Here is a 17,497-nt window from a genome sequence, read left to right on the forward strand (position 1 = left end):
CAATGACGGCGGACGTGGACGGGACGACGGTGCGGATCGCGGTGGGGCAGATGCTCTCGGAGGTGTCCCCGGAGGCGAATCTGGCGGAGCTGGGGCGGATCGCGGAGCGGGCGGCGGAGCAGGGCGCCTCGGTGCTGGTGTGTCCGGAGGCGGCGATGGCCCGGTTCGGGATTCCGCTGGGTCCGGTGGCGCAGCCGCTGGACGGGCCGTGGGCGGCGGGGGTGCGGGAGGTCGCGGCGCGGCACGGGCTGCTGGTGGTGGCGGGGATGTTCACGCCGGCGCCGGACGGGCGGGTGCGCAACACGCTGCTGATCACGGGGCGGGGGGTGGACACCCGGTACGACAAGGTGCATCTGTTCGACGCGTTCGGCTTTGCGGAGTCCCGGACGGTGGCGCCCGGGGACCGGGTGGTCAAGGCGACGGCGGACGGGGTCGGCTTCGGCTTCGCGACCTGTTACGACGTGCGGTTCCCGGAGCTGTTCGTGCGGCTGGCGGAGTCGGGGGCGCAGGTGATCCTGGTGCCGGCGTCGTGGGGGGCGGGGCCGGGGAAGCGGGAGCAGTGGGAGCTGCTGGTGCGGGCGCGGGCGCTGGATTCCACCTGCTGGGTGGTGGCGGCGGGGCAGGCGGATCCGGCGGCGGTGGGGGTGGAGCCGGGGACGTCGGCGCCGACCGGGATCGGGCACAGCATGGTGGTGTCGCCGCTGGGCGAGGTACGGGGGCGGCTGGGGGCGGAGCCGGGGCTGCTGGTGGTGGATGTGGAGGTGGGGCGGGTCGCGGCGGCGAGGTCATCCGTTCCGGTGATTGCCAACCGGCGGCCCGATGCTTATCGTTAATCGATAGCATCGTTAATCGATAGCATCGTTAAACGATAAGGGGGGTGCCTCGTGAAGGCTGCCATGAGGTCACTGATGAGGCCGGGCGGGAGACGGCCGGCCGCTGCCGGGGAGGCCGGGCCGCGGGACACGGCCGCGCCGGGCCCGCACAGCGCAGCGGGGAAGCCCGGGAAGGATCCGCTGGAGCCGATCGAGGCGGCGGTCACGGTGGTGTGCACACTGGGGGTGCTGGCGCTGACGCTGTGGGCGGTGCTGGCCGTGTTCGTCGACGGGGTCGGCTTCTATCTCCCCGACCGGGTGTGCGTGGCCGACCCGTCCACCAGTGGCGGCGGCACAGCGACGGAGGGCATGTTCGGCGCCGGGCCCGGGGTCGATGTGGAGGCCCGGCCCACGTTCTGCTTCGACGGCAGCACGGGGCAGCGGGCGCTGTTCATCGCGACGACGCAGCTGGTGCTGCTGTGGCACGTGGGGGCGCTGGTCATGGCCTGGCTGCTGATCCGGCGGGCCCGCAAGCACGGCCCCTTCACCCGGCGCACGGTGCGCGGTCTCACCCTGATGGGCCGTTACCTGGCGGGCGGTGCGGTGGTGCTGCACCTGGTCGAAGGGCTCGCCCACGGGGTGCTGATCTCCCACGCGACGGACTACTGGGGCTACGCGCGCCTGCTGGATGCCACCCAGGTGCGCTGGTGGCCGATCTTCATCGGTCTCGGGCTGCTGACCTTCGCCCGGCTGATACAGCTGGCCACGGATATGCGGGAGGACCTGGAGGGGGTGGTGTGATGGCGGCGGACGACGCCGAACCGCACGGGATCGAGGTGCATCTGGACCGGCTGCTGGCCGAGCGGCGCATGACCCTCACCGAGCTGGCCGATCAGGTGGGCGTGACCAACGTCAATCTGTCCGTGCTGAAGAACGGGCGGGCCAGGGCCATCAGGTTCTCCACCCTGACCCGCCTGTGCGAGGTGCTGGAGTGCCAGCCCGGGGATCTGCTCAGCCACCGGCCGAAGTGACCGGGGCGAGCGTGGTGACCGCGCGCTCGGTGGCCGCGATGGTGGCCGAGCCGACCACCCGGGTGCCGTCGTACAGCACGATCGCCTGGCCGGGGGCCACCCCACGCACCGGCTCGGTGAACCGCACCCGCAGCGTGTCGCCGTCCATCTCGGCGCTCACCGGGGTCTCCGCGCCGTGCGCCCGCAGCTGGGCGGTGTAGTCGCCGGGCCCCTCGGGCGCGGCACCGCACCAGCGGGGGCGGATCGCGGTGAGCGCGGTGATGTCGAGCGCCTCGGCCGGGCCGACGGTGACCGTGTTGTTCACCGGGGAGATGTCCAGCACATAGCGGGGCTTGCCGTCCGGGGCCGGATGACCGATGCGCAGGCCCTTGCGCTGGCCGATGGTGAAACCGTGCGCGCCCTGGTGGCTGCCGACCTTCCGGCCGTCCTCGTCGAGGATGTCGCCCTCGGCGGAGCCCAGATGACCGGAGAGGAAGCCCTGGGTGTCGCCGTCCGCGATGAAGCAGATGTCGTGGCTGTCGGGCTTCTTCGCCACCGCCAGGCCCCGGCGCTCGGCCTCGGCCCGGATCTCCTCCTTGGTGGTCCTGGTGTCGCCCAGCGGGAACAGCGCGTGCGCCAGCTGCCGCTCGTCCAGCACGCCGAGGACGTAGCTCTGGTCCTTGGCGAGGTCGGTGGCCCGGTGCAGCTGGCGGTGCCCGTCGGCAGCGGTCACCACGGTGGCGTAGTGGCCGGTGCACACCGCGTCGAAGCCCAGCGCCAGCGCCTTGTCCAGCAGCGCGGCGAACTTGATCTTCTCGTTGCAGCGCAGACACGGATTGGGGGTGCGGCCGGCCCGGTACTCGGCGATGAAGTCCTCGACCACGTCCTGGCGGAAGCGTTCGGCCAGGTCCCACACATAGAAGGGGATACCGATGACATCGGCGGCCCGGCGGGCGTCGCGGGAGTCCTCGATGGTGCAGCAGCCCCGCGCGCCGGTGCGGAAGGACTGCGGATTGGCGGACAGCGCCAGATGGACGCCGGTCACCTCGTGGCCTGCCTCCACGGCACGGGCGGCGGCCACGGCGGAATCGACCCCGCCGGACATCGCGGCGAGAACACGGAGACGCGGCCCCGTGCGGGGACCGGAGGGGGCACCGGGGAACTCATTCATAGCACCCACCACCCTACGCCGGTACCCGCCGGCGCCGGGCCCCGATGCCCGCCGGGCGGGAGACGTCCGCGCCCCGCACGGCGGTCCCCTCCCCCACGGTGGCCGTGCCGGGCGCCCGGCGGTGCGGTCAGCTGAGTCCGGCGGTGCGGGCGCGGGCCACCGCCGGGCCGATCGCCTTCGCCACCGCTTCCACGTCCGCCCGCGTCGTGGTGTGCCCCAGGGAGAACCGCAGGGTGCCCCGGGCCAGTTCCGGGTCGGCGCCCGTCGCCAGCAGCACATGGCTGGGCTGGGCGACCCCGGCGGTGCAGGCGGAACCGGTGGAGCACTCGATGCCCTGCGCGTCCAGCAGCAGCAGCAGCGAGTCGCCCTCGCACCCCGGGAAGGCGAAGTGCGCGTTGCCGGGCAGCCGCCCGGCCGGATCCGGGTCGCCGCCGAGCACCGCGTCGGGCACCTCGGCCCGTACCGCCGCGATCAGCTCGTCCCGCAGCCCGCCGATGACGCGCGCGTAATCCGCCCGGCCCGCCACGGCCAGCCGGGCAGCCGTCGCGAAACCCACCACCGCGGGGACGTCCAGGGTGCCCGAGCGCACCTCGCGCTCCTGACCCCCGCCGTGCAGCACCGGCACCGGCGTCCACTCCCGGCCCAGCAGCAGCGCCCCGATGCCGTAGGGGCCGCCGATCTTGTGCCCGGACAGCGAGAGCGCCGCGAGCCCCGAAGCCGCGAAATCCACCTCCAGCTGCCCCACCGCCTGCACCGCGTCCGCGTGCATCGGGATGCCGTACTCCCGCGCCACCGCCGCCAGTTCGGCCACCGGGAAGACGGTGCCGATCTCGTTGTTCGCCCACATCACGGTGACCAGCGCCATATCCGCCGGGTCGCGCTCGATGGCCTCCCGCAGCGCGTCCGGGTGCACCCGGCCCACCGCGTCCACCGGCAGCCACTCCACCCGGGCACCCTCGTGATCGGCCAGCCACTGGACCACGTCCAGCACCGCGTGGTGCTCCACCGGGCTCGCCAGCACCCGCACCCGGCGCGGGTCGGCGTCCCGGCGCGCCCAGTACAGTCCCTTGACGGCGAGGTTGTCGGCCTCCGTGCCGCCCGAGGTGAAGACCACCTCGCTCGGCCGCGCGCCCAGCGCGGCGGCCAGCGTCTCCCGGCCCTCCTCGACCGCACGCCGCGCCCGCCGCCCGGCGGCGTGCAGCGCGGAGGCGTTTCCGGTGACGGCCAGCTGCGCGGTCATCGCCGCCACGGCCTCGGGGAGCATCGGCGTGGTGGCGGCGTGGTCGAAGTACGGCATGGTGGGGCCGATTCTACGAGCCGCCCCGGCGGGGCGGCCGGGGGAACCGGATGCCGGACGGCGGCGTTCTTTCCCCTCGGAGGATGACATGGGTGATCATGCGAAGCCGGAGCCAGGCCCGGACCGGCGACAGCGGCGACTGGGGCGGCGCGCCCTGATCCTGGGCGGCGGCGCGGCCGTCGCGGGGGCGGGGGCGCTGGCCGCCCGGGACACCCTGGAACGGTGGTGGTGGCGGATGCCGGGGATGGCGGAGCCCCGGGTCGAGGGCGAGGTGGATCACGAGGGCGCCGAGTGGATACCGGCCTCGCGCGCCAACTACCGGCGGGCCAGCCGGCCGCGCGACTACTCCATCGACCGGGTCGTCATCCATATGCCGGAAGCCACCTACGACATCACGCTCCAGGTCTTCCAGGACCCGGGGCACGGTGCCGCCACCCACTACGTGGTGCGTTCGGAGGACGGCCATGTGGCGCAGCTCGCCCGGGAGCTGGACGTGGCCTACCACGCCGGTCACCGCGGGTTCAACGAGCGCAGCATCGGCATCGAGCACGAGGGCTGGGCGGACGATCCGGCGTATCTGACGGACGCCATGTACGCGTCCTCGGCCCGGCTGGTGGCCGGGATCTGCCGCCGTTACGGCATTCCGGTGGACCGTGAGCACATCGTGGGGCACAACGAGGTGCCGGAGGTGATCCGGGTGTGCCCGGGGCCGCACTGGGACTGGGACCGCTATATGGAGCTGGTTCGGCAGGCGTGAGCGCGGGCGCCGGGTGAGGATCGTTCCAGCAAGGTCCTGCCGTGACAGGGGAGTGCCCCACCATGACCGAGAAGACCGAGATCACCAGCTGGCTGAACGACACCTACCGCGAGGTGGGGCGGCGCCCGGTACCCGAGGGCGAGGCCCGCACCATCCTGATCCGCCGCCACTACCCGGCCCGGCTGGTCGACGTCTGGGACGCGGTCACGGACCCGGCGCAGCTGGCCCAGTGGTTCCTGCCCGTCGACGGTGAGCTGGAGCTGGGCGGCCACTTCCGTATCGAGGGCAACGCCAGCGGGGAGATCCTGCGCTGCGAGGCCCCGAATCTGCTGGCGGTGACCTGGGACTTCGGTACCGGCCCGAGCAGCGAGGTGATCGTGCGGCTGGCCGACGTCTCCGCGACCGAGGCGGCGCTGGAACTGGAGCAGGCGCCGGTCCCGGATGTCATCGAGATGGACGGCCGGCGGTTCGATCCGGTGCTCAACGACTATGACACTGGTCTCTTCGGACTGGGCACCGGCTGGGAACTCGCGCTCATCTCGCTGGGCCGATTTCTGCGCGGCGATCCCATCAGCAACCCCGCTGCCTGGGAAGAAGCGCCCGAGGTGCAGAATTTCGCGGTCCGCTGCGGCGAGATCTGGGCACAGCTCGCCCAGGAGGAAGCGAGCGAGCGGCCGTAAACCCGGTCGGCGCTGTCAGTGGCGCCCTCTACCCTGGAGGGCATGATCGTCACGCGCGATGACACCCGACCCACCGCCGCCGCCACCGGTGCCGCGGACGCGGCGGCGGCGGCGGCGAACGAAGCCATCCGCCGCTATGTCCGCGCGCACGGAAACCGGCCGTGGGGCGAGCGGGAGGCCGCCGAGCTGGCGCGGCTGCGCCGGGTGTGGCTCGCGGCGATACGCACGGCGGCCTGACCGCCCCGCCCTGCCCCGGGCGCCGCGTCAGGCCGGCCAGTACAGCGACTCGGCGCGCGCCCACTCCACGGTGACCGGTTCCGGGCCGTGGTGCTGGACCTCCACCCGCAGCCGGCCCTTGTCGGCGGCCGGCACATGGCCGGTCCAGGTGTGGACGAAGTGCCCCTTGCCCTGGTCGTTCACGGGAGAGCTGGTGGGCATGGCCGAGGCCCGTACGTACTTTCCGTCCTGCTGCTTGTAGCGGGCGACCCGCACCTTGAACTCCTGCCCCTGGGTCAGCCCGGCCACCTTCACCGCCACCGAGGCGGTGTAGTAGCAGGGGCCGAGCAGGACGGATGGCTCGGGGTCCTTGTCGACCCATTTCTTGCCGTCGTAGTAGCGGTTGAAGTTGAGGGTGGTCCAGGTGTCGGGCTGCACCGTCCGGGTGTAGGAGCTCGTCTCGTATAACGACCGCTTGGGCACGTCGTCCTCCTCCTCGTTGCCGTCGGGGTTCCAGCCGGCCGACTGCTTCAGGCGGGCGGCGACCCGCTTGCGGATGTCGCTCATGGAGATGCCGGGACCGCGCGGGTCGATCTTGCCGGGCTGCCATTCGAGGTGGCCGATGACGGAGGTGTCCCCGTTCTTGCCCCAGCCGTGCGCGCGCAGCAGCGCGGCGGAGGCCCGCACGATGGCCTCCACCTGGGCGGCGGGCCAGGGGTCCTTGTTGTCACCGAGATTGATGCATTCGAAGCCGTAGAAGCGCGCGTTGCCGTCGGTGTCCGCCTTGGTGTCGGGCGGCAGCTTCTTCTCGGCGATGACGGCGTCCAGCACCGCGCTGTCGCCCGACCCGGCGTGGTTGGCGCGGCCGTGCCCGACCAGGTGGACGGTGCCCTCCTTGTCGACGACCCCGTGGCACAGCGGGCCCGGCAGATCGGACCGGCCCGCGTAGCACAGCTCGACGGAGGAGGCGGTGCCGGAGGTGACGGTGTGATGGATCATCACCCCGTGGACCGGCCCCCAGGCTCCGGCGTTGTTGCGGTTGTGGGTGCGCCAGGATTTGTACTCGACGACCTTGACGCCCTCGGCCTTCAGCGCGGACAGCACCTTGTCGGCGCTCAGTGGAGTGGCCATGACTGACCCCCGTTCCCTTGGGACGACGCGGTGGCCTCCCCTTCAGTGGTACGTCGCTCACTTCCCGGGCGCAAGGGCCCCTCACACCCATCTCGCACCTTTCAACGAACCCTGCACACAAGGCCCGTGAAAGGGCGTCGGCGCGCCCCCGGCCCGGCATGCCGACGGCCCGGGCGCCGTGCGGCGCCCGGGCCGTCCCGGTGGCGGCGGGGCCGCCCCGGCGGGGTCAGCTGCCGTTCTCGGCCTGGAACATCCAGTGGTGCTTCTCCAGATCCTTGACCAGCGCGATCAGATTGTCCTCGGTGACCCGGTCGACCTCCCCCACCGCGACCATGCGGTCGCGCATCCGGACGATGACGGCGCCCAGCGCCTGGGTCAGGATGTCGACGGCCTGGCTGTCCGGCAGCCAGCCCTCGGGGACCGTGGCGATGCCGCTGCTCCCGGCGACGGTGGCGGCCCGGCCGTCCGGGCTGATGCCGAGGGCCGAGGCGCGTTCGGCCACGATGTCGGAGTGGGCGCGGGCGGTCTCCACCACGTCGTCGAGCTGGAGGTGCACGGTGCGGAAGCGGGGTCCGATCACATTCCAGTGGACCTGCTTGGCCACCAGGGACAGATCGATGATGTCCGCCAGGGCGCCCTGGAGGGCGTCGGCGACGACCTTGAGGGCGGGCTCGGGCAGTGTGCTCTTCACGGCATACATGAATCGTCCACTTTCATCCGAATGTGCGGCTTTTATCTCACGGTACCTCTGCTACCCAGGTCCGGCAGCGGAAACCCCGATGGGACGATCAAGGCCATGACCGACACCACGATCCGTCTCGCCACGGCCGGCGACCTGCCCGCCGTGTGCGCCATCGTGAACCACTACATCGCGACCACCGCCGCCAATTTCCGGACCGAGCCGCAGCGGCCCGAGGAGTGGCACGAGCAGTGGGAGCACGGCCACCGCACCCACCCCTGGCTCGTCGCCGAGGTCGCGGGCGAGGTCGCCGGGATCAGCTACGCCTTCCCGTGGAAGCAGCGCGCCGCCTACGACTGGACGGTGGAGTGCGCCGTGTACCTGGACGCCGGACACCACGGCCGCGGCCTGGGCAAGGCGCTGTACCGGCGGCTGTTCACGCTGCTGGCCGAACAGGGCTTCCACAGCGTCATCGCCGGGGTGGCCCGGCCCAACCCGGGCAGCGAGGCCCTGCACCGCTCACTGGGCTTCCGGCACGTGGGAACGTTCCGGGAGACCGGCTACAAGAAGGATGCCTGGCGCGATGTGGGCTACTGGCAGCGGATGCTGAGCGAGGACAGCGGCGCGCCGGCCCCGACCGGTCCGGTACCGGGCCTTCAGGACGCCGTGTAGAAGGGGCGGGCCCGGGCCCGCAGCCACATGGCCACCGGATCGTACGCGTCCGCCATCGCCACCGTGGCCACCGCGAGCCCGGCCGGCACCGCCTCGACGGCCCGCGCCATCATCCGGCGCACCGCCTCGGCGGCGGCCTCCCCCGGATCGGCCACCTCCAGGCCGATCACCAGGTACGCGGCGCCCACCGCCGGCCGCACCCAGCCGCGCCGCAGGCTGCGCAGCACCGGGGTGCGGCGCGCCTCGGCGGTCAGCCGCCGGTAGAACGGACCGGCCGGCACCGCGGGCTCGGTGATCACCAGCGGGCCGGCCGGCAGCCGGTCCAGACCGCCGGCGATCCGCCGCAGGTCGGCCCACGGGACGCCGAGCCCGCCGCCCGGGGCGTGCGGATTGAGCCACAGCCCCCAGTGGTCGGGGTAGAGCGCGGCGGCGATGTCCCGGCCGCCGATCACCTCGTGGTCCCGGGGCCAGCCGCTGGCGGCCAGCTCGGCCGGCGAGGTGACGGCCGGCGCGTAGCCGTGCCCGGCGACCTCGACGCTGCCGTACTGCGCGTCCGGGTCACCGGGCCGGCCGTGCCACAGCAGCATCCACACCTCGCCGCCGGCCAGCCCGGCCAGCAGTCGCTCGTAGAGGTCCGGGCGGCCGGCCGTCACCCGGGGGAGCAGTTCTTCGATCGCCCGCTGGGCTGCGCTCATGCGTCCCGCCGGTAGAACGGCTGCACGCTGTGGCGCAGCCAGTCCACGACGGGGTCGGCCACGGCGTCCAGCAGCACCAGCTGCACCGGCCAGGAGACAGCGGCCCGCGCCAGCGCCCGGCCCAGCGCGTCGTGGGCGCCCACCCGGTACTCCTCGGCCAGCTCGTCCAGCTCCACGCCGATGAACAGCGCCGGGGCCCCGCCCTCGGCGCTGGCCAGGCCGCGCCGCGCGGTGCGCACGTAGGGCAGCGCGGACAGCTCGCCGGACGCCGCCGCCAGGAAGTCGACCGGCTCCTGCTGCCAGTCCGGCTCGAAGAGCCGCATCCGCGCCCCGGACGGCGCCCCCGGGATCCGCTCGCCCGGCGTGTCGCGGCACAGCTGCGCCACGCCCTCCGGCGGCACGGGCAGGCCGACGGTGCCGCCGGGGTTGATGGCGATCCCGGCCTGCGGCGGCAGCCCGCGCGCGAATTCCTTCACCGGGGCGACGGTGAAGGACAGGTGCGAGCCGACCACCAGCTGGAACTGTTCGGCGGAGCTGAAGACCGGGACGTACACCCCGCCGTCCAGGTCGATGGTCGGCAGGTCCAGGCTGCGGCTCTCCGGGCCGCCGCCCTCCGGCAGCGGCACCCACACCGCGCTGCGGCCCAGGACCTGGAGCAGCCGGGGCGCCGCGTCCGCCACCCCGACCGAGGCGGCCAGCGCCTCCTCCAGCTCATTGCCGGGCCATCCGCCACCGCCGTGCCCGGGTCCCTGCCAACGCTCGTTCATCTCGTCCCACCACCATCTGATCCGGTCTGTAGGGCACCCTAATGGCTCAGTGCGGGCCGTCATGCGATGATGAGCCGCACAACAACCGCAGGACAATCGAACAATGGCCGTTCGACCTCGCGCGGGAGAGTTCCCGGTGTACGGCACCGGGGCGCCGAAGGAGCAAGTCCTCCCTTGAATCTCTCAGGCCCCGATACCGCGCGCGGGAGGCGAATCTGAAAAGCGGGCCCCCGAACGGGCCCCACCCACGGTGCAAGCCGCAAGGCGAACCTCTCAGGTGCCGATGACAGATGGGGAGGGCGAGCCGTACCCGCGCGACCGCGCCCACCGCCCGCCGCCCGTACCCCCTGGAGCCACCTCATGACCTCCCGCACCACCGCGCTCGACGCCGTCCACCGCGCCCTCGGCGCCACCATGACCGACTTCGCCGGCTGGCAGATGCCGCTGCGGTACGGCAGTGAGCGGGCCGAGCACCAGGCGGTGCGCACCGCGGCCGGGCTCTTCGACCTCTCGCACATGGGCGAGATCGCGGTCACCGGCGCGCAGGCCGGGCCCCTGCTGGACCACGCGCTGGTCGGCAAGCTGTCGGCGCTGGCGGTGGGCCGCGCCCGTTACACGATGATCTGCGACGCCGAGGGCGGCATCCTCGACGACCTGATCGTCTACCGGACGGCCGAGGAGGAGTACCTGGTCGTCGCGAACGCCGCCAACGCCCAGGTGGTGCTGGACGCGCTCACCGAGCGCGGCACCGGGTTCGACGCGCGGGTGCGGGACGACCGGGACGCGTACGCGCTGCTCGCCGTGCAGGGGCCGAACGCGCCGCTGATCCTGGGCGCGCTGACCGACGCCGACCTGGCCGGGCTGAAGTACTACGCGGGCCTGCCGGGCACCGTCGCCGGCCGCCCGGCGCTGATCGCGCGCACCGGGTACACCGGCGAGGACGGCTTCGAGCTGTTCGTCGCGCCGCAGGACGCCGAGCCGCTGTGGCAGGCACTCACCGAGGCGGGCGCGGCGCACGGGCTGGTCCCCTGCGGGCTGTCCTGCCGCGACACGCTGCGTCTTGAGGCCGGGATGCCGCTGTACGGGAACGAGCTGACCACCGCGACCACGCCGTTCGACGCGGGTCTTGGCCGGGTGGTGAAGTTCGACAAGGACGGCGACTTCGTGGGCCGGGCGCCGCTGGCGGCGGCGGCCGAGCGGGCGGCGCAGGAGCCGCCGCGCCGGCTGGTGGGCCTGGTCGGAGCGGGGCGCCGGGTGGCCAGGGCCGGCTACCCGGTGGTGGACGCGGCGGGCACGGTGATCGGCGAGGTCACCTCCGGCGCCCCCTCCCCCACCCTGGGCACGCCGATCGCCATGGCGTACGTGGACGCCGCGCACGCCGAGCCGGGCACCGAGGGGGTCGCGGTGGACATCCGCGGCAGCCGGGAGCCGTTCTCGGTGGTGGCGCTGCCGTTCTACCGGCGCGAGAAGTAGCCTCCGGCACACGGCGCGCCCGGCGCCCGGGGCACCGCGTGCCGCGCGCTCCTTTCACCTCTTCCTCCCCCTGCCGTTCCCTCCCTTTGCTCCCGCATTGTCACCATCGAGGAGAATCGATCCCATGAGCAATCCTGTCGAGCTGCGCTACAGCAAGGAACACGAGTGGCTGTCCGCCGTCCAGGACGGTGTGGCCACGGTCGGCATCACCGCCTACGCCGCGGACGCGCTCGGCGATGTCGTGTACGTCCAGCTGCCCGAGGTGGGCGACACGGTCAGCGCCGGTGAGACCTGCGGCGAACTGGAGTCCACCAAGTCGGTCAGCGATCTGTACTCCCCGGTCACCGGCGAGGTCACCGAGGTCAACGCCGCGGTGGTGGAGGAGCCGGCGCTGGTGAACTCCGAGCCGTTCGAGGGCGGCTGGCTGTTCAAGGTCCGCATCGACGGCGAGCTGCCCGGCGACCTGCTGGACGCCGACGGCTACACCGCCTTCACCCAGGGCTGAGGGGGGCCGCCGTCATGTCGTCCGTACTGAACCGTTCCCTGCACGAGGTGGACCCGGAGGTCGCCGCCGCCGTCGACGCGGAGCTGCGCCGCCAGCAGTCCACCCTGGAGATGATCGCCTCGGAGAACTTCGCGCCGGTCGCGGCGCTGGAGGCGCAGGGCTCCGTCCTCACCAACAAGTACGCCGAGGGATACCCGGGCCGCCGCTATTACGGCGGCTGTGAGCACGTCGACGTCGTCGAGGATCTGGCTCGCGAGCGGGTGAAGGCCCTGTTCGGGGCCGAGGCCGCGAATGTGCAGCCGCACTCGGGCGCGTCCGCGAACGCCGCCGCGATGGCCGCGCTGCTCCAGCCGGGCGACACCATCATGGGCCTGGACCTGGCGCACGGTGGCCACCTCACCCACGGCATGAAGATCAACTTCTCCGGCCGGCTCTACAACGTGGTGCCCTACCACGTCGCCGAGGGCACCGGCCTGGTGGACATGGACGAGGTCGCCGCCCTCGCCGCCGAGCACCGGCCGCGCCTGATCATCGCGGGCTGGTCGGCCTACCCCCGGCAGCTGGACTTCGCCGCGTTCCGCCGTATCGCGGACGAGACCGGCGCGCTGCTCATGGTCGACATGGCGCACTTCGCCGGCCTGGTCGCCGCCGGGCTGCACCCCAGCCCCGTCCCGTACGCCGACGTGGTGACCACGACCACGCACAAGACGCTGGGCGGCCCGCGCGGCGGGGTCATCCTCTCCCGCAAGGAACACGCCAAGAAGATCAACTCGGCGGTGTTCCCCGGGCAGCAGGGCGGCCCGCTGGAGCATGTGATCGCCGCCAAGGCCGTCGCGTTCAAGATCGCGGCGGGCGAGGAGTTCGCGGAGCGGCAGCGCCGCACCGTCGAGGGCGCCCGGCTGCTCGCCGAGCGGCTGGTGCAGGCGGACGTGGCCGGCGCCGGGGTCTCCGTGCTGACCGGCGGCACCGACGTCCACCTGGTCCTGGTCGACCTGCGGGACGCCGCGCTGGACGGGCAGCAGGCCGAGGACCGGCTGCACGGCATCGGCATCACCGTCAACCGCAACGCGATCCCCAACGACCCGCGTCCGCCGATGGTGACCTCCGGGCTGCGCATCGGCACCCCGGCGCTGGCCACCCGCGGCTTCGGCGCCGACGACTTCCGCGAGGTCGCCGACATCATCGCGCAGGCCCTGCTGCCCGGGTACGACGCGAGCACCGCCGAGAAGCTGGCCGCCCGGGTGAGCGCGCTGGCCGACCGGCACCCGCTGTACCCCGGCCGCTGAGCCGGGCGACGGGACGGGCCGGGAGCATGCCCGGTCCGGTCCGTCCCGTCCCACCCACCCGGAAAGGAGTGGACCCCATGGCACTGTCCGCCTTCGACCTCTTCTCGATCGGCATCGGCCCGTCCAGCTCGCACACGGTCGGCCCGATGCGGGCGGCGCGGATGTTCGCGCACCGGCTGAAGAAGGAGGGCGTGCTGGCGCCCACCCACGCGGTACGGGCCGAGCTGTTCGGCTCGCTCGGCGCCACGGGGCACGGGCACGGCACCCCCAAGGCGGTCCTGCTGGGCCTGGAGGGGTACGCGCCCGACACGGTGGACGTGGCCGGCGCCGACGCCCGGGTGGCGGACATCCGCGCCGGCGGCCGGCTGCGGCTGCTGGGCGCCGACATAGGGGACACCCACGTCATCGCCTTCGACGCGGACGAGGACCTGGTCCTGCACCGGCGGACCTCCCTGCCGTACCACGCCAACGGCATGCGGATCACCGCCCGCGACGCCGCCGGGTCCGTCCTGCTGGAGAAGACGTACTACTCGGTGGGCGGCGGCTTCGTCGTGGACGAGGACGCGGTCGGCGCCGACCGCATCAAGCTGGACGACACCCGGCTGCGCCACCCGTTCCGCACCGGGGACGAACTGCTGCGGCTCACCCGCGACACCGGCCTGTCGGTGTCCGCGCTGATGCTGGAGAACGAGCGGGCGTGGCGCGAGGAGGCCACCGTCCGCGCCGATCTGCTGCGCATCTGGGACGTGATGGACGCCTGCGTGACGCGCGGCCTGACCCAGGAGGGCATCCTCCCCGGCGGCCTCAAGGTCCGCCGCCGGGCGGCGAGCGCGGCGCGCAAGCTGCGCGGCGAGGGGGCGCGGGCGGAAGCCGCCATGGAGTGGGTGACGCTGTACGCGATGGCCGTCAACGAGGAGAACGCGGCGGGCGGCCGGGTGGTGACCGCCCCCACCAACGGCGCGGCCGGCATCATCCCGGCGGTGCTGCGCTACTACCTGGACTTCGTGCCCGGCGCGGACGAGGACGGCGTAGTGCGCTTCCTGCTGGCGGCGAGCGCGATCGGCATGCTGTTCAAGGAGAACGCCTCGATCTCGGGCGCCGAGGTCGGCTGCCAGGGCGAGGTCGGCTCGGCCTGCTCGATGGCGGCGGGCGGCCTCGCGGAGGTGCTGGGCGGCACCCCGGAGCAGGTGGAGAACGCGGCGGAGATCGGCATCGAGCACAACCTGGGCCTGACCTGCGACCCGGTGGGCGGCCTGGTGCAGATCCCGTGCATCGAACGCAACGGCATGGCGGCGGTCAAGGCCATCACGGCGGCCCGGATGGCGCTGCGGGGGGACGGGCGGCACCACGTCTCGCTGGACAAGGCGATCAAGACGATGAAGGAGACGGGGGCCGACATGAGCGTCAAATACAAGGAGACGGCACGCGGCGGCCTCGCGGTGAACATCATCGAGTGCTAGGGCCCGTCCGCTGGAGGCCGCCGGGCGCCGGGCGGAGCGGGCGGGAGGCGTCCATCTCGTCGGAGAAGGCCGCGGTGAGCCGGTCGAGGCGGTAGGTGCCGGGCGCGGTCCGGTGCAGCAGATGGACCTCCGCCAGCGCGTCCAGCAGGACGTGCGCCTCGTGCACCCCGGTACCGAGCAGGCCGGCCGCGGTCGCCGGCGAGACCGTCTCGCAGCCGCCGGCCGCCAGGCGTCGCAGCGCCTGCGCCGCGGCGGGCGGCACCGTGCGGTAGGACCACGACAGAACCGTACGCAGGGTGGTCGCCTCGTCCGCCCCGCCGCCGGGGCCGTCGAACGGCGAGCGGTGCCACCCGGCGATGTCCTGGGCGGCGACCCGCAGGGCCAGCGGCACACAGCCGCAGGAGTGCGCGATGTCCGGTGCGGCCGACCGGTCGAAACCCGGTCCGGCAACGGCCTCGAGCAGCCGTAACGCCTCGTCCTCGGCCATCGGTGGCACCGTGACCCGCTCCGCGCCGTCCCGGACGACCAGCCCGGAGAGCCGGTCCCGGCTCGTCACCACCACATGGCAGCCGCCGGCTGCCGGCAGCAGCGGCCTGACCTGGCCCGCGCCGGCCGCGTTGTCCAGCACGACCAGCGCCCGCTTACCGGTCATCAGGCTGCGGTACCGGGCCGCGAGGTGTTCCGCGGGGACGTCCGTGCCCGCCTGCGCGCCCAGCGATGCCATGAAGTGCCGCAGGACATCGCTTACCTCGGCCGGCCGACCGGGCCCGAAACCGCCCAGATCGGCGAACAGGACGCCGTCGGGGAAGCGCCGGGCCACGCCGTGGGCCCAGTGCAGCGCCGTGGTGGTCTTGCCGATGCCCGCCGGTCCGTCGACCACGACCACGGTGCACTGCGCCGCGTCCCGGCGCGTACCCGCCGCTTGGAGCGTACGGTCCAGCGCGGCCACGGTCTCCGCCCGCCCGACGAAGCCGGGTGCCGTCCTGGGCAGCTGGTTGAGCGAGGGGCCGCGGCGGCCGGGCCTGCCGGCGTCGACGAGACCGCTCAGCCTGCCGCCGGTGCGCAGGGCCTCGTCGCACCGCCGGGCCAGCATGTCGGTCGGCGCCTTGCCTCCGGTCTCCACCCGGCTGAGGTGGCTCTTGCTGTAGTTGACGAGCAGGGCCAGCTGTCCGAGGGAGAGCTGCTGGTCACGTCGTGCGGCCCTGAGGGCCGGCCCGAACGACCGCGGGGGGCTCGTATCGATCTCCATGCGCGACTGCTCCGGTTTCCTGTGGTCGGCTGGTCTCCCCTGCGCGGGTCGTCCGGAACGGACCGCGCGGCACTCCCCCGATCGTCATGAACACCCGTGGGTCCGGCCCGCGCTACACGGGCTGGGTCCATTCACCGGGCAGCAGGGGCGGCAGGCCGAGACGGTCGACCGTGTCGGTCCAGCCGCGCACCAGCCTGAGCCCGCCGAACATCCCCTGGGGGGAACGCAGCTCGGGCAGCCGCTCGCCGGGGCCGTGCCCGTCCTGCACCGCCCTCGTCCACGTCTCCAGCCGGGTCAGCCACGGGCCGGCCGCCGAGGGGTCGGCCGCGAGCCCGTTCGCCTCGCGCAGCAGCTCGTAGCCTTCCGTCCTGAGCTGCTCCGGCGCACAGGTGACCGGGTCGAAGGCGCCGCCGTTCTCCAGCCAGTACGGCTCTCCGCCCCGCTCCAGACCGCTCACCTGGAGGCCGGCCAGCACCAGCTGACGGGTCTGTGCGGCCACCATCCGCCACTGGCCGGCGCGTACGCCGCCGCCGATGTCCTCCAGCGCTCCCTGGATGACCAGCAGCGTGATCACGGAACCGTGGCCGACCCGGGAGACATAGGACTGCAATCCACTCGTGCTTCGGACGTTCACAGAACACCTCGGAATCCGTCGGGACAGATGATGAAGGGACGCCGGCTCGCGCCGTCCGGTCTCCCGCGGGCACCGGGAGACCCCGGTCAGGCCGCCCGTTGCACGCCGAGCCAGAGCATGTCCTCGCAGAACAGCGCCTCGACGTCGGGGTCCCACGGCTCCGACAGCGAGTAGGTCCAGGTGCCGGGCTCGGCGGCCTCGCTCTTCTGCGGGACCACCGCCGCCCGCAGCCCCCACCGGGACACCAGGCGTTCCTGGCCGAAGGACTCCCAGGAGGTCCCGGTGGCCGGCCGCAGGCACAGCCGCCAGGAGCCGGTGTCGGCCTCGCCGAGGTAGGCGGGGAGCGCGTCCGTCACGCGTGCCAGGTAGGCGGGTACCTCGGCGGCGGACAGCGGCGGGACGATCGCCTGCTCGTACGCCGCCAGCGCCTTCCGGTCCCCCAGGCGTTCCAGCTTCTCCCCCAGCCACTTCCCCTTGAAGTACGGTTCCCCGCGGACCGCGGCGTGCCGTTCGAGTGCCGCCAGGAGCGCCTCGCCGGCCCGGATCCCGGCCACCAGCGGCTTGTGGGCGAGCAGCGCCCCGGCCGCCGCGTGCAGGCGGTACGCCTCCACCGTGTGCCAGTCGGCGATCCACTCGCCCGCCTCGGCCTCCAGGCGCCGCTGCCAGGCCGGCCACGGCCCCGTACCGGACAGCGGGAGGCCGAGACCGTACCGGGTGACGACATCGATCGCCTTGCGCCGCGTCCCGATGTCGCCCGGCCCCACCTCTTCCGGGGGCCAGCTGCTCGCCGTCATCTCCCGGTGCCGGTCCGTCAGCTGCCGCGCGCCACAGGTGATCCCGTCGACGCGCGCGCCGTTCGGATAGGACATCAGCGGCAGTGTGCTGGCCACGTCGTCCTCCACCACGGCGTAGATGTCCAGGTCGCTGGTGTCGTTGCCGAATCCGGCGATGACCGATCCGGCGGCGACGATCAGCAGCGGCTCACCGAACGTGGTGTCCACCT

Annotated in this window: 20 protein-coding genes and 2 riboswitches; of the genes, 11 read left to right on the forward strand and 9 right to left on the reverse strand. The window is 73.3% G+C overall.

Annotated elements, in window-relative coordinates; translation table 11 throughout:
- Positions 1 to 29: 29 nt before the first annotated feature.
- The 3 genes from BM385_RS24275 to BM385_RS24285 all read left to right on the forward strand — a co-directional run bounded on the left by BM385_RS24275 (position 30) and on the right by BM385_RS24285 (position 1,843).
- Positions 30 to 833 (forward strand): carbon-nitrogen hydrolase family protein, encoded by an 804-nt coding sequence (locus tag BM385_RS24275; protein ID WP_175543096.1) that lies wholly within the window; start codon positions 30 to 32, stop codon positions 831 to 833.
- A gap of 75 nt (positions 834 to 908) precedes the next feature.
- Positions 909 to 1,613, forward strand: coding sequence for a DUF2975 domain-containing protein (locus BM385_RS24280; protein ID WP_019434271.1), 705 nt, complete (start codon positions 909 to 911; stop codon positions 1,611 to 1,613).
- Positions 1,613 to 1,843: a helix-turn-helix domain-containing protein gene (locus BM385_RS24285; protein WP_019434272.1), complete on the forward strand. Its 231-nt coding sequence runs from the start codon at positions 1,613 to 1,615 to the stop codon at positions 1,841 to 1,843. Before BM385_RS24280 ends, BM385_RS24285 begins: the two co-directional genes overlap by 1 nt.
- On the opposite strand, the gene mnmA is transcribed toward BM385_RS24285, so the two are convergent.
- Positions 1,824 to 2,993 carry a tRNA 2-thiouridine(34) synthase MnmA gene (gene mnmA, locus BM385_RS24290; protein ID WP_093844371.1) on the reverse strand — a complete coding sequence of 390 codons (1,170 nt, stop codon included), beginning with the start codon at positions 2,991 to 2,993 and terminating at the stop codon, positions 1,824 to 1,826. The two genes, BM385_RS24285 and mnmA, sit on opposite strands and share 20 nt — an antisense overlap.
- Positions 2,994 to 3,120: 127 nt before the next feature.
- Complete coding sequence (locus tag BM385_RS24295) at positions 3,121 to 4,290, reverse strand: cysteine desulfurase family protein (RefSeq protein ID WP_093844372.1); 1,170 nt, start codon at positions 4,288 to 4,290, stop codon at positions 3,121 to 3,123.
- A gap of 88 nt (positions 4,291 to 4,378) precedes the next feature.
- Between BM385_RS24295 and BM385_RS24300 the strand changes: the two genes are divergently transcribed.
- From BM385_RS24300 to BM385_RS24310, 3 genes are all read left to right on the forward strand, one after another.
- Complete coding sequence (locus BM385_RS24300; protein WP_019434275.1) at positions 4,379 to 5,047, forward strand: N-acetylmuramoyl-L-alanine amidase; 669 nt, start codon at positions 4,379 to 4,381, stop codon at positions 5,045 to 5,047.
- A 62-nt stretch (positions 5,048 to 5,109) separates the two neighbouring features.
- Positions 5,110 to 5,727, forward strand: a complete 618-nt coding sequence (locus BM385_RS24305) for an SRPBCC domain-containing protein (protein WP_019434276.1) — start codon at positions 5,110 to 5,112, stop codon at positions 5,725 to 5,727.
- A gap of 42 nt (positions 5,728 to 5,769) precedes the next feature.
- On the forward strand, positions 5,770 to 5,964 hold the full coding sequence (locus tag BM385_RS24310; protein WP_093844373.1) for a hypothetical protein: 195 nt from the start codon (positions 5,770 to 5,772) through the stop codon (positions 5,962 to 5,964).
- 27 nt (positions 5,965 to 5,991) lie between these two features.
- Here the strand turns inward: BM385_RS24310 and BM385_RS24315 are convergent, their stop codons facing one another.
- Both BM385_RS24315 and BM385_RS24320 read right to left on the reverse strand, forming a co-directional pair.
- Complete coding sequence (locus BM385_RS24315) at positions 5,992 to 7,074, reverse strand: peptidoglycan recognition protein family protein (protein WP_019434278.1); 1,083 nt, start codon at positions 7,072 to 7,074, stop codon at positions 5,992 to 5,994.
- A gap of 226 nt (positions 7,075 to 7,300) precedes the next feature.
- The gene (locus BM385_RS24320; protein ID WP_019434279.1) at positions 7,301 to 7,774 is read right to left on the reverse strand and encodes a Dps family protein; all 474 of its coding nucleotides are present in this window, start codon (positions 7,772 to 7,774) and stop codon (positions 7,301 to 7,303) included.
- Between the two features lie 96 nt (positions 7,775 to 7,870).
- Between BM385_RS24320 and BM385_RS24325 the strand changes: the two genes are divergently transcribed.
- Positions 7,871 to 8,425, forward strand: coding sequence for a GNAT family N-acetyltransferase (locus BM385_RS24325; protein ID WP_093844374.1), 555 nt, complete (start codon positions 7,871 to 7,873; stop codon positions 8,423 to 8,425).
- Here BM385_RS24325 and BM385_RS24330 read toward each other — a convergent pair.
- Positions 8,410 to 9,120: an enhanced serine sensitivity protein SseB C-terminal domain-containing protein gene (locus tag BM385_RS24330; RefSeq protein ID WP_093844375.1), complete on the reverse strand. Its 711-nt coding sequence runs from the start codon at positions 9,118 to 9,120 to the stop codon at positions 8,410 to 8,412. The two genes, BM385_RS24325 and BM385_RS24330, sit on opposite strands and share 16 nt — an antisense overlap.
- On the reverse strand, positions 9,117 to 9,887 hold the full coding sequence (locus BM385_RS24335) for an enhanced serine sensitivity protein SseB (RefSeq protein WP_093844376.1): 771 nt from the start codon (positions 9,885 to 9,887) through the stop codon (positions 9,117 to 9,119). Before BM385_RS24335 ends, BM385_RS24330 begins: the two co-directional genes overlap by 4 nt.
- Before the next feature lie 112 nt (positions 9,888 to 9,999).
- Positions 10,000 to 10,096, forward strand: a riboswitch (glycine riboswitch).
- Positions 10,097 to 10,187: riboswitch (glycine riboswitch) on the forward strand. It abuts the riboswitch before it with no gap.
- Between the two features lie 60 nt (positions 10,188 to 10,247).
- On the opposite strand from BM385_RS24335, the gene gcvT reads away from it, so the two are divergent.
- The 4 genes from gcvT to BM385_RS24355 all read left to right on the forward strand — a co-directional run bounded on the left by gcvT (position 10,248) and on the right by BM385_RS24355 (position 14,611).
- Entirely contained in the window at positions 10,248 to 11,360 is a 1,113-nt protein-coding gene (gene gcvT, locus BM385_RS24340; RefSeq protein WP_093844377.1) for a glycine cleavage system aminomethyltransferase GcvT, read from the forward strand.
- A 124-nt stretch (positions 11,361 to 11,484) separates the two neighbouring features.
- Complete coding sequence (gene gcvH / locus BM385_RS24345) at positions 11,485 to 11,865, forward strand: glycine cleavage system protein GcvH (RefSeq protein WP_093844378.1); 381 nt, start codon at positions 11,485 to 11,487, stop codon at positions 11,863 to 11,865.
- Positions 11,866 to 11,879: 14 nt separating this feature from the next.
- Positions 11,880 to 13,151: a serine hydroxymethyltransferase gene (glyA, locus tag BM385_RS24350; protein ID WP_093844379.1), complete on the forward strand. Its 1,272-nt coding sequence runs from the start codon at positions 11,880 to 11,882 to the stop codon at positions 13,149 to 13,151.
- A gap of 77 nt (positions 13,152 to 13,228) precedes the next feature.
- A complete protein-coding gene (locus BM385_RS24355) occupies positions 13,229 to 14,611 on the forward strand; it encodes an L-serine ammonia-lyase (protein ID WP_093844380.1) in 1,383 nt (460 codons plus the stop codon).
- On the opposite strand, the gene BM385_RS24360 is transcribed toward BM385_RS24355, so the two are convergent.
- The 3 genes from BM385_RS24360 to BM385_RS24370 all read right to left on the reverse strand — a co-directional run bounded on the left by BM385_RS24360 (position 14,598) and on the right by BM385_RS24370 (position 17,495).
- Positions 14,598 to 15,860 carry a helix-turn-helix domain-containing protein gene (locus BM385_RS24360; protein WP_093844381.1) on the reverse strand — a complete coding sequence of 421 codons (1,263 nt, stop codon included), beginning with the start codon at positions 15,858 to 15,860 and terminating at the stop codon, positions 14,598 to 14,600. The two genes, BM385_RS24355 and BM385_RS24360, sit on opposite strands and share 14 nt — an antisense overlap.
- A 112-nt stretch (positions 15,861 to 15,972) precedes the next feature.
- Complete coding sequence (locus tag BM385_RS24365) at positions 15,973 to 16,494, reverse strand: hypothetical protein (protein ID WP_202803453.1); 522 nt, start codon at positions 16,492 to 16,494, stop codon at positions 15,973 to 15,975.
- A gap of 86 nt (positions 16,495 to 16,580) precedes the next feature.
- On the reverse strand, positions 16,581 to 17,495 hold the full coding sequence (locus BM385_RS24370) for a hypothetical protein (RefSeq protein WP_202803454.1): 915 nt from the start codon (positions 17,493 to 17,495) through the stop codon (positions 16,581 to 16,583).
- Positions 17,496 to 17,497: the final 2 nt, after the last annotated feature.

Source organism: Streptomyces harbinensis (assembly GCF_900116145.1).
GTDB lineage: Bacteria > Actinomycetota > Actinomycetes > Streptomycetales > Streptomycetaceae > Streptomyces > Streptomyces carpaticus.